Raw genomic sequence first — 11,758 nt, forward strand, 5'->3', positions numbered from 1 at the left:
GGACGTCTGTCGGTGTCGGCTGGGCATCCGGTGTCGGCCGGGTGTCCGCGGCGTGGGCATCCGTCCCGTTGAACGGCCCGAAGGCCCGCCCCTGTTGGTCAGGGGGCGGGCCTTCGGCTTTGCCCGCTCACTGACCGGCGAACTTCTCGCTCACCGAGTCGTACACGCCCTTCGCCACGTCGCCGAGCCGCGGACCGGCCAGCCAACCCGCGGTCACCGGACCGATCGAGGTGTTGGACACCAGCGCAGGCTTGCCGTCCGAACCCGTCGCGACCCAACCCCCGCCGGACGAACCGCCGGTCATGGTGCACCCGATCCGGTACATCGTCGGGTCCGCGGCATTGATCGACAGCCGACCCGGCTTGTCCTGGCACTGGTACAGCAGTTGGCCGTCGAACGGCTCCGCCGCCGGATAGCCGGTCGCCGTGATGCTCGACACCTTCGGCACGGCCGGAGCCTTGAAGTTCACCGGCAGCGCCGAACCGACCGTCTCCTCAAGGGACTTGCCGTTGCTGCCCTTCTCGGGCGTCACATGAATGACGGCATAGTCGTACGAGGCTCCGTCGCCGCCGGTCTCGCCGCCCTGCTCGATCCACTGCTGGGAGGTCTGCGCCCAGTCACCCCAGTACACGCCGTAGGGGGCGGTCTCCTCGCGGGTGGCGTTCTCCAACTCGGCGGCCGACTTGCCCTGGTCGTTGTACGACGGCACGAACGCGATGTTGCGGTACCAGCCGCCCTTCTTGCCGGCGTGCACGCAATGGCCCGCCGTCCAGACCAGGTTGGACTTGCCCGGGTGCGCCGGATCCTGCACAACCGTCGCCGAGCAGACCATCGTGCCCTCGGGGGAGTCGAAGAACACCTTGCCGGCCGTCGCCGCGTTGGCGTGGTACGTGGGCGGCACGGCCTTCGCGTCCACCGGCTCGGGCGTCGGGTCGGTCACGCCCTGGTCGCCCGAGAGGTCGCTGTCGTCGACGCCCTTGTCCGGGTCGTCGGCGTCACGCATCCGCTCCGGGTCCCACAGACCCTTGATGATCGGGTTGACGAAATCGTCGGCCTCGCGCAGCCAGTCCTCCTTGTCCCAGTTCTTCCAGGCGCCGTCCTTCCACTTGTCGATGTCGATCCCGTGCTCTTTGAGCTTGTCCCTGATGTCGTCCGGGATCTTGATCCCGCTGTCGTCCGACGCGGCGGCAGCGGCCGAGGCCCGCCCGTCCGCCTTGGTGTCGTCGCCGGAGCCACAGGCGGTGGCGGTGAGCGCCAGCGCGGAGGCGATCGCGACGGCGGTCAGCACGGGGGAGACTCTGCGGCGCGCACTCCTCCCCGGGCGGGTGGTGAAGGACGGCCGGATGGGTCGCATGGTCTGACTCCCCCTGGGTTCAACGGAATTCGGCGGAACGGCATCACAGACTATGGGTCCGCTGTGGGTGCCGTCCCACGGAACGGCAACGGTTCGGCTACAAGCGGTCTGACCTGGGTGTCGAGGGTTCTGAACTGCTTGAAGAGGGTGCGGAGGCGACCCGCTCCGCCGACCCGGCGGGCCCTGCCGAGCCGGACGGTGCCGATGGGGCTACGGTGTTCACCCATGGGGACTCGTCAGCCGCTGAACGCCCTGTCCAGGCTCGCCGGCGCGACGGTCCTCGGAGCCGTCGTCGGTGTGGGTGTCTGGCTGCCGACCGACCCGGCCCTGGGGGTGCTGGCCGGCATCGCCGCCACCGAACTCATCTTCGTCGTGACCGGCTGGGTGGTGCTGTGGCCGATGGACGCCACCGACACCCACCGCAACGCCCAGCGCGAGGACTTCCGGCCCCTCGTCGAGGAACTCCTGGTCGTCGCGGTCGCCCTGTGCGGGCTGGTCGCCATCGTGCTGCTGCTCGTACGCGGCCGATCCGACCCCGGCCACGCCGCCGCCACGACTGCCCTGTGCGGGGTCTTTCTGGCCTGGGCCGCGCTGCACCTGATGTACGCCGCGCGCTACGCGTACATGTACTACGAGACCGGCAAGGGCATCGACTTCAACTCCGACCAGCCGCCGGCGTACCGGGACTTCTTCTACTTCAGCTACAACCTCGGCATGACCTACCAGGTCTCCGACACCGACGTCTCCAGTCCGGAGATCCGCGCGATCGTGCTGAGGCACTCGCTGCTGTCCTACGTCTTCGGCACCAGCATCCTCGCCACCGCCATCAACCTCGTAGTGGGCCTCGTCGGTGGCTGAGTCGCTGTGTCCTCGTGCGGATTTTCCGGGGACCCAGCAGGATGGCGGAGAACGGACCCACCTCGGGCCCCATCGCGGGACCCGTCTCGGACAGGTTGAGGAGGCCGACCCGTGGTCGAGCCGCAGGCAGTGATCGTCCCGCCGGCCAGGGCCGCCATCTTTCTCGTGGTCACCATCGGGCCGGGGCAGGAGGAGACGGTCCGCGATCTGCTGGAGGACGTCTCGGGGATCCGCCGCTCGGTCGCCTTCCGCGCCCCCGACGACGAACTCACCTGTGTCGTCGGCATCGGATCGGAGGCCTGGGACCGGCTGTTCAGCGGACCGCGTCCGCGACAACTCCATCCGTTCGTGGAGCTGGCCGGTGACCGGCACCGGGCCCCGTCCACGCCGGGGGACCTCCTCTTCCATGTGCGGGCCCGGCGGACGGACCTCTGCTTCGAACTGACCCGGCTGTTCGTGGAACGGCTGGCCGGCGCGGTCACGGTCGTCGACGAGGTGCACGGCTTCAAGTACTTCGACGAGCGCGACCTGCTCGGCTTCGTCGACGGCAGCGAGAACCCCGAGGGCCGGCTGGCGTCCGACGCCGTGCTCATCGGCGACGAGGACCACGCCTTCAAGGGTGGCAGCTACGTGATCGTCCAGAAGTACCTGCACGACATGACGGCGTGGAACGCCCTGCCGGCCGACGAGCAGGAGAACGCCATCGGACGCACCAAGCTGACCAACCTCGAACTCCCCGACGACGTCAAACCCGCAGACTCCCACGTGGCCCTCAACGTCATCACCGACGAGGACGGCAACGAGCTCAAGATCGTGCGGGAGAACATGCCCTTCGGGACCGTGGGCACCGGCGAGTTCGGCACGTACTTCATCGGCTACGCCCGTACGCCCGACGTGACCGAGCGGATGCTCCGGAACATGTTCCTCGGCGACGGCGGGGCGAAGCACGACCGGATCCTGGACTTCTCGACGGCGATGACGGGATGCCTGTTCCACGTGCCGACCGCCGGATTCCTGGACGACCTGCCTGCGGCGCCGACGGGCTGACCTGGGCTGGTCGGAGGGGCAAGCGGTTCGGGCGGGAGCCTGTCCTGCCGAATCGCGTCGGCGTGGGCACTGTGGAATCGTAGATGTCTGGAAAGCGCAATTCTCCTGGTGCCTGCCCGCCCGGACGGGGAGATGGTGAGACCCGTGACCACCACGCACGACGGCCAGAACGGTCCGCAGCCGCACGTGGGGCCCGATCCGCAGGGCGAACCGCAGGCCCACCCCTACCGCCACCCCGCCGCCGGCTGGGGCGCGGCCAAGAGCGTGGGCAAGGTGCTGGCGCGCCAGGGCGCCCTCGTGGACGGGCCACGGGCGATCATGCGGATGAACCACGAGAACGGCGGCTTCGACTGCCCCGGATGCGCCTGGCCCGACGACACCAAGGGCCTGCACCTGGACATCTGCGAGAACGGCATCAAGCACGTCACCTGGGAGATGACCCCCAAGCGGGTCGGCCGTGACTTCTTCGCCGCCCACTCGGTCACCGAACTCTCCGGCTGGAGCGACTTCGACCTGGAGGACCAGGGCCGGCTCACCGAGCCGATGGTCTACGACCCCGAGTCCGACCACTACGTCCCGATCGGCTGGCACGACGCCTTCGAGACGGTCGGGCGTGCCCTGCGCGAACTGGACAGCCCGAACCAGGCCGCGTTCTACACCTCCGGCCGGCTCGGCAACGAGGCCACCTTCCTCTACCAGTTGATGGCCCGCGAACTGGGCACGAACAACCTGCCCGACTGCTCCAACATGTGCCACGAGGCCAGCGGGCGTGCGCTCACGGCATCCATGGGCACCGGAAAGGGGACCGTCGACCTCAAGGACTGGGAGGCCACCGACGCCCTGTTCATCATGGGCGTCAACGCCGCCTCCAACGCGCCCAGGATGCTCACGGCCCTGGCCGAGGCCTACCGGCGCGGCGCGCAGATCGTGCACATCAACCCGCTGGTAGAGGCAGCGGCGACCCGCACCATCGTGCCGCACGACTTCACCGACATGGCCCTCTTCAAATCGACGCGGACCAGCACCCTGAACCTGCAGCCGCGCATCGGCGGTGACATGGCGCTCCTGCGCGGGGTCGCCAAGGCGATCCTGGAACAGGCCCGGACCGACCCCAAGGCGCTGGACCAGGTGTTCCTCGACCGCCACACCGAGGGCTTCGACGCCTACCGGGCGCTGTGCGAGAAGACCTCCTGGGCGGAGATCGAGCGGCAGTCCGGGGTCGACCGCGACGACATCCTCAAGGTGGCGCGCGTGTACCGCGACGCCGACCGCAGCATCATCAGCTGGTGCCTCGGCGTCAGCCAGCACGAACACGGCGTCGACACCGTCCGCGAGATCGTCAACCTCCTTCTGCTGCGCGGCAATCTGGGGCGCGAGGGCGCGGGACCGTCGCCCGTCCGCGGGCACAGCAACGTGCAGGGCAACCGGACCTGCGGCATCGACCACCGGCCCAACGAGACGTTCCTGGAGCGCCTCGCCGAGGTCTGCGCGATCGACCCGCCGCACGAGCACGGTCTGGACACCGTCGGCACCGTCCAGGCCATGCACCGCGGCGAGGTGAAGGTGTTCGTCGGCATGGGCGGCAACTTCGCCCTCGCCGCCCCCGACACCCCGTACACCTACGAGGCGCTGCGCACCTGCGACCTCACCGTCCAGGTCAGCACCAAGCTCAACCGCAGCCATCTCGTCCACGGCGAACGGGCGCTCATCCTGCCGTGCCTGGGTCGCACCGAGAAGGACCAGCAGCGCCACGGCGTCCAGAGCACCTCGGTCGAGGACTCGATGAGCATGGTCCACCTCTCCCTCGGCATGAAGCGCCCCGCCTCGCCCCGCCTGCTGTCCGAACCCGCAGTCATCGCCGGAATGGCCCGCGCCGCCCTGCCCGACAGCTCCACCCCCTGGGAGTGGTACGTCGAGGACTACGACCGCATCCGCGACACCATGGCCCAAGTCCTGGACGGCTTCGAGGACTTCAACCGCCGGGTACGGCTGCCCCTCGGCTTCCGCATCAAGCAGCCCGCCCGCGAACTGGTCTTCCTCACCCCGTCGGGCCGCGCCGAATTCTCCACCGCGTCCCTTCCCGACGTGGTCCCCGCCCCCGGCACCCTGGCGCTGGGCACGATGCGCTCCCACGACCAGTGGAACACCACCATCTACTCCGACAACGACCGCTACCGCGGCATCGAGAACCTCCGCACCCTCGTCTTCATGAACAAGGACGACATGCGCGAGCGCGGCCTCGCCGAGTTCGACCCGGTCGACATCACCAGCACCGCCAAGGACGGCAGCCACCGCCACCTCGACGGCTACCTCGCCGTCCCGTACGACATCCCGCGCGGCTGCGCGGCCGGCTACATGCCGGAGATGAACGTCCTGTGCGCCATCGGCGACTTCAGTACCCAGAGCGACCAGCCCCTGATGAAGCACGTCAAGGTCACCATCGAACCGGCCGCCTGACTGGGCGACTTGGGGCACGACGACGTCAACGACCCTGTCAACGGCCCCTCTCCGGCAAGGATCTTGAGGCAAGCCGTAACTCCGTGCAGGCTGCACGGTTGGTACCGATGGGGGTCCAGCTGTCCGTGTCCGGTCCCCGTGATGGCGGGGCCGAGACCTCAACGCGCGTGCCGCTCTGCCGACTGATTTCCACATCTGCCTGTTGCCCCCCAACTCCTTGCATTCAGAACACCGGGACGAACCGCCAGCGCGAGCCAACCGCACGGCCCAGAACCACCTATGAGGAACGACCTTGAACACCACCTCCGCCCCCGACCCCCATGCACCGACGTCCACACCGGTGCCGCACCAGCAGGGCGATGTCCCGGCACAGGCCAGGGTTCCGGAGCAGGCCAAGGCGCCAGGGGCCTCGGTCCCGCCGCAGAGCCGAACCTCACTTGTCGAGCCACCGCGACCGCCTCACCCCCTCGCCGACCCTTTGGAACACGCCGACCCGGTCACCGCAGCCGACGCCGCCACCGTCGAGAACCTCCTCCGCTGCTGGGCACGCGAGGCCGACCTCCCCGCCCCCACTGACGGCACCCTCCGCATCCCCCTCCCTGCAAGCGGGACGACTCTGCACGCCCCGATCCACTACTGGTCCCCGACCGGCTGGCACCGTTTCGGCACCCCGTACTTCGCCAACACCCCTGACCCCGGCCGGTCCTCGCCGGCGGACGCGGTCACGATCGCGGCGCTGTTCGCCCGCGAGATGCCTGTCGGCATCGACGACTACCTCGGCGTCGAGGGCAGGTACGGCTCTGAGGGCGGGCAGGGCGGGCACGGCTCCGAGGGCGGACACGTCGCTGAGTCACCGGCGAGCCCCGCAGCCACACTTCATCCCACCTCTCCACCCGACCTCACCTCCACATCCGGCGCCGACCTGGTCGCCCGCGTCATCGACTCCCTCCGCCATACCGCCACCTTCCTCACCGACCGCCGCCGGCACCCTTCCGACGGCCCCGATCTCTTCCTCGCAGCCGAGCAGGCTCTCCTGCTCGGACACCCCCTGCACCCGACTCCCAAGAGTCGCGAGGGTCTCTCCGAGTCCGAAGTACCGCTGTACTCACCGGAATTGCGCGGCTCCTTCCCCTTGCACTGGCTTGCTGTCGCCCCGTCCGTACTCGCCACCGACTCCGCCTGGACCGAGCGCGGTCGCCTCGTCCCCGCGTCCCACCTCACGGCACGACTCGCAGGTGACGAGCGTCCGTTGTCACTGCCCGACGGCTACGCGGCCCTGCCCATGCACCCCTGGCAACTGCGCGAGGCTCGTCAGCGCCCCGAAATCGCGGCCCTGCTCGACGCCGGACTTCTCCGCGACCTCGGACCACATGGCCTCCCGTGGCACCCCACCTCCTCCGTACGAACCGTCCATCGCTCCGGCGCCCCCGCCATGCTCAAGCTGTCTCTGGGCCTCCGCATCACCAACTCCCGTCGTGAGAACCTCCGCAAGGAACTGCATCGAGGCGTCGAGGTCCACCGCCTGCTGCGCAGCGGCCTCGCGAAGCAGTGGCAGGCAGCCCACCCGGGGTTCGACATCGTCCGCGACCCTGCCTGGCTCGCCGTCGACGGTCCGAACGGTGTCCCGGTCGCCGGCCTCGACGTGGTGATCCGGCACAACCCGTTCAGCCCCTCGGACGACGTCTCCTGCGTCGCCGGACTCGTCTCGCCCCGACCGCGCGGCCCGGAGGCGGGCCGGCCGACCCTGCGGTCCCGACTCGCCGACCTCGTCACCAGCCTGGCTCGCCGAACCGGCCGTCCGTGTGGGGCCGTTGCCGCCGAGTGGTTCCTGCGCTACCTCGAACAGGTCGTCCGGCCCGTGCTATGGCTGGACGCGGAGGCCGGGATCGCGCTGGAGGCCCACCAGCAGAACACGCTGCTTCTGCTGGACGCCGAGGGTTGGCCCGCGGGCGGTCGTTACCGCGACAACCAGGGCTACTACTTCCGCGAGTCCCGTCGCGCGGACCTTGACGCCCGGTTGCCCGGCATCGGCGAGCAGAGCGACACGTTCGTCTCCGACGAGGTCACCGACGAGCGGTTCGCCTATTACCTCGCCATCAACAACGTGCTCGGCCTCATCGGCGCGTTCGGCTCCCAACGCCTGGCCGACGAACGCGTGTTGCTCGCCGCCTTCCGTCGCTTCCTCGGTGACGTCGCTTCCGGCCCCGCCCCTCTGCGCACCTCCCTGCCCGCCCGCCTGCTCGACTCACCCGTACTGCGCTGCAAGGCCAATCTCCTGACCCGACTGCACGGCCTCGACGAACTCGTCGGTCCGGTCGACACCCAGTCCGTCTACGTCACCATCGCCAACCCCCTTCATTCCTGAGCGGATGGGTCCCTGGGTCCCTGAGCACGAGCACCTGAGGGACATGTCCCACCCCCGCCTACTGAGACCTCTGAGACCTCTGAGGCCTCTGAGACCTCAGTGACCTCAGAGAGGAGCGTCACCGTGCCTCCCACCGACGCCGGAGCGAACGCAGCCCCAGCGCCAGCGTCAACCTCAGCCTCCGGCTCCGGCTCCGGCTCCGCAGTCTCTTCCTCCGCCGTCACCGACCTGGGCGCCGGCATCGGCTCCGACTGCGAGGACACGCTGGACCTGCGTCTGACCGACGAGTCGATCGCGCTCTTCGCTCAGGACACCAGCACTGGCATCGGTACTGGCACTGGGACTAGCACCTGTATCGGCACCTGTACTGATACCGCCGCTGGCCGCCCCAGCCTCGGTCGCGACCAGATCTCCACCGACGAACTCCTCGACCGGATCGCCGACTGGGGCCCGGCCTTCACGCCCGCAGGCGTGTTCCAACTCGTCCCCGTTCACACCGAGCGAGACCTTCCGCTGATCAGCCGATGGATGAACGACCCCGCTGTCTCGGAATTCTGGGAGTTGGCCGGCTCCCAGACCGTGACCGAGGACCACCTGCGGGCTCAGCTCACCGGTGACGGACGCAGCGTTCCTTGCCTCGGGGTGCTGGAGGGCACACCCATGAGTTATTGGGAGATCTACCGGGCGGATCTGGACCCACTGGCCCGCCGCTACCCCGCTCGACCTCATGACACCGGAATCCACCTCCTCATCGGCGGCGTCGCCGACCGTGGGCGAGGGCTCGGCAGCACGCTTCTCCGAACCGTCGCCGACCTCGCCCTGGACAAGAGGCCCGCCTGCGCGCGTGTCATCGCGGAACCCGACCTTCGCAACACCCCTTCCGTAGCCGCCTTCCTGCGCGCCGGCTTCCGCTTCTCCGCCGAGGTCGACCTGCCCGCCAAGCGGGCGGCCCTCATGATCCGAGACCGGTCCCTGCGCGACCTGTTGTAACGCCATATGGCGACGTCGCTACTTTTGGTACACCGCTCGGGTCGATCCGGTTCCCACTTCCGCCGAACCGATTTCCGCGCTCGTGGATGGGCTGGTGCCGAGGTGCCCGTAGATCAGTTGCTGCAGTGCCGAACACGGACGGAATGGCGCGTTGCCCGCCACGCTCCCGGTCCAGTTCTGGGAAGCCTGGCTCTCGGACACTCAGCTCTCGGACACTCCGCTTTCGGACACCCCACTCGCGGTCGTGTCCCGTGCGACCGCCCCCTTCCGCCTCCACCATTTTCCCCTCCCCCCACGCACCCCCGCCCGTCCCCACTCGCCCCCGCCCACGCCCCACCGATCGGATCCGATGCCACCCCAACCACAGCCGATCCCCACTCGGCCCCCATCCGATCCGACCCCGATCGGACTTCGACCCCACCCCGCTCCACCCCTGTCACCGGCCGAGACGGCCAAGGTCTTGATCCCGTCGCTCCCACCAGGCTTGATCGCCCGTTTGTCAGTCCCGGGCCGTAGGGTGGTCGCCCTATGACGAAGTCCTCACTCCCCGAACTCCTGCATGCTGCCGTCACTGCTGTCGGCGGTTCGGAGCGCCCTGGCCAGGTGACCATGGCCGAAGCCGTCGCGGAGGCTTTCGACGGCGGTTCCCATCTGCTGGTCCAGGCCGGCACCGGCACCGGAAAGTCGCTGGGCTATCTGGTGCCCGCGCTCGCGCACGGGGAGCGGGTCGTCGTGGCGACGGCCACCCTCGCCCTGCAGCGCCAGCTCGTAGAGCGCGACCTGCCGCGCACGGTCGACGCACTGCATCCCTTGCTGCGCCGCCGCCCGGAGTTCGCGATGCTCAAGGGCAGGTCGAACTACCTGTGCCTGCACCGCCTGCGTGAGGGAGTTCCGCAGGACGAGGAGGAGGGCCTCTTCGACCAGTTCGAGGCGGCCACGCCGACCAGCAAGCTGGGCCAGGACCTGCTGCGCATGCGCGACTGGGCGGACGAGACGGAGACCGGCGACCGCGACGACCTCACGCCCGGCGTCTCCGACCGCGCCTGGGCCCAGATCTCGGTCTCCTCCCGCGAGTGCCTGGGCGCGTCCAAGTGCGCGTACGGCGCCGAGTGTTTCGCCGAGATGGCCCGCGAGCGCGCCAAGCTCTCCGAGGTGATCGTCACCAACCACGCACTGCTGGCGATCGACGCCATCGAGGGCGCCCCGGTCCTCCCGCCGCACGAGGTGCTGATCGTCGACGAGGCGCACGAACTGGTCTCCCGGGTCACCGGAGTTGCCACCGGTGAGCTCACACCCGGTCAGGTCAACCGTGCCGTGCGCCGAGCCGCGAAGCTGGCCAACGAGAAGGCCGCCGACCAGCTCCAGACCGCCGCCGAGGGCTTCGAGCGGTTGATGGAGCTTGCTTTGCCGGGCCGTCTCGAAGAGATCCCCGAGGACCTCGGCTACGCGCTCATGGCGCTGCGCGATGCCTGTCGTACGGTGATCTCCGCGATCGGCGCGACGCGTGACAAGTCGGTCCAGGACGAGGACGCGGTCCGCAAACAGGCGCTCGCGTCCGTGGAGAGCATCCACGACGTGGCGGAGCGGATCACCAACGGCTCCGAGTGGGACGTCGTCTGGTACGAGCGCCACGACCGTTTCGGCGCCTCCCTGCGGGTGGCCCCCATGTCCGTGTCGGGCCTGCTCAGAGAGAAGCTCTTCACGGACCGTTCCGTGGTCCTGACCTCGGCCACGCTGAAGCTCGGCGGCGACTTCAACGGCGTCGGCGCCTCCCTCGGACTGGCCCCTGAGGGCACCGAGGGCGAGGACATCCCGCAGTGGAAGGGCGTCGATGTCGGCTCGCCCTTCGACTACCGCAAGCAGGGCATCCTGTACGTCGCCAAGCACCTGGCGCGCCCGGCGCGCGACGGTGACCGCGCGGACATGCTGGACGAGCTGACGGAGTTGATCCAGGCGGCCGGCGGACGCACGCTCGGCCTTTTCTCCTCCATGCGTGCGGCCCAGCTCGCCGCCGAGGAACTGCGCTCCCGGATCCCCGAGTTCCCCATCCTGCTGCAGGGCGAGGAGACCCTCGGCGAGCTGATCAAGAGCTTCGCGGCCGATCCGAAGACCTGTCTCTTCGGCACCCTCTCGCTCTGGCAGGGCGTCGATGTCCCGGGAACCAGCTGCCAGTTGGTCGTCATGGACAAGATCCCGTTCCCGCGCCCGGACGACCCCCTCATGAGCGCCCGCCAGAAGGCGGTCGAGGACGCCGGAGGCAACGGCTTCATGGCGGTCGCCGCCACTCACGCGGCGCTGCTCATGGCCCAGGGCGCCGGCCGCCTCGTACGGGCGTCGGGGGACCGGGGCGTGGTCGCCGTACTGGATCAGCGCCTTGCCACGGCTCGGTACGGCAGCTATCTGAAGGCGTCGCTGCCCGACTTCTGGTTCACGACGGACCGTAACCAGGTCCGGAAGTCCCTCGCCGCGATCGACGCGACCGCGAAGAAGGCCGAAGAGCAGAAGAAGGCCGAAGAACAGGCGAAGGCGGAAGAGCCGGCTGTCTCGGCGGACCAGGCGACCGCCGAGGTCGAGCCGGACGCGGACGACGAGTGATGGGGGGTGGCCTGACGCGAAACCGCGGACCGCCTTCGCCGGAGAACCCGCGCGAGGCGTCCGGCGACAATGTCAGCGTGAGCCGCATGCCC

The 11,758-nt window shown here is 69.3% G+C and carries 7 protein-coding genes; 6 read left to right on the plus strand and 1 reads right to left on the minus strand.

The features are described 5' to 3' along the window. Window positions 1-127 precede the first annotated feature (127 nt). A complete protein-coding gene (locus tag ACWDR3_RS12380) occupies window positions 128-1,354 on the minus strand; it encodes a trypsin-like serine peptidase (RefSeq protein ID WP_450352425.1) in 1,227 nt (408 codons plus the stop codon). A 225-nt stretch (window positions 1,355-1,579) separates the two neighbouring features. Here ACWDR3_RS12380 and ACWDR3_RS12385 point away from each other — a divergent pair, with 225 nt between their 5' ends. From ACWDR3_RS12385 to ACWDR3_RS12410, 6 genes are all read left to right on the plus strand, one after another. Next, the gene (locus ACWDR3_RS12385; RefSeq protein WP_450352426.1) at window positions 1,580-2,212 is read left to right on the plus strand and encodes a DUF1345 domain-containing protein; all 633 of its coding nucleotides are present in this window, start codon (window positions 1,580-1,582) and stop codon (window positions 2,210-2,212) included. 111 nt (window positions 2,213-2,323) lie between these two features. Beyond that, window positions 2,324-3,259: a Dyp-type peroxidase gene (locus ACWDR3_RS12390; protein WP_450352427.1), complete on the plus strand. Its 936-nt coding sequence runs from the start codon at window positions 2,324-2,326 to the stop codon at window positions 3,257-3,259. 132 nt (window positions 3,260-3,391) lie between these two features. Then, window positions 3,392-5,716 carry an FdhF/YdeP family oxidoreductase gene (locus ACWDR3_RS12395; RefSeq protein WP_450352428.1) on the plus strand — a complete coding sequence of 775 codons (2,325 nt, stop codon included), beginning with the start codon at window positions 3,392-3,394 and terminating at the stop codon, window positions 5,714-5,716. A gap of 292 nt (window positions 5,717-6,008) precedes the next feature. Continuing rightward, window positions 6,009-8,081, plus strand: a complete 2,073-nt coding sequence (locus ACWDR3_RS12400) for an IucA/IucC family protein (RefSeq protein ID WP_450352429.1) — start codon at window positions 6,009-6,011, stop codon at window positions 8,079-8,081. Window positions 8,082-8,204: 123 nt separating this feature from the next. Next, window positions 8,205-9,071 carry a GNAT family N-acetyltransferase gene (locus ACWDR3_RS12405; RefSeq protein WP_450352430.1) on the plus strand — a complete coding sequence of 289 codons (867 nt, stop codon included), beginning with the start codon at window positions 8,205-8,207 and terminating at the stop codon, window positions 9,069-9,071. 528 nt (window positions 9,072-9,599) lie between these two features. Further along, window positions 9,600-11,666 carry an ATP-dependent DNA helicase gene (locus ACWDR3_RS12410; RefSeq protein ID WP_450352431.1) on the plus strand — a complete coding sequence of 689 codons (2,067 nt, stop codon included), beginning with the start codon at window positions 9,600-9,602 and terminating at the stop codon, window positions 11,664-11,666. Window positions 11,667-11,758 lie beyond the last annotated feature (92 nt).

The sequence above is a fragment of the Streptomyces sp. NPDC001002 genome (genome assembly GCF_053599215.1).

What these genes read in the sequence shown, in the direction of transcription:
- ACWDR3_RS12380 (WP_450352425.1), bottom strand. Translation starts at nt 1,354, where the DNA reads ATGCGACCCATCCGGCCGTCCTTCACCACCCGCCCGGGGAGGAGTGCG.
- ACWDR3_RS12385 (WP_450352426.1), top strand. Translation starts at nt 1,580, where the DNA reads ATGGGGACTCGTCAGCCGCTGAACGCCCTGTCCAGGCTCGCCGGCGCG.
- ACWDR3_RS12395 (WP_450352428.1), top strand. Translation starts at nt 3,392, where the DNA reads ATGGTGAGACCCGTGACCACCACGCACGACGGCCAGAACGGTCCGCAG.
- ACWDR3_RS12410 (WP_450352431.1), top strand. Translation starts at nt 9,600, where the DNA reads ATGACGAAGTCCTCACTCCCCGAACTCCTGCATGCTGCCGTCACTGCT.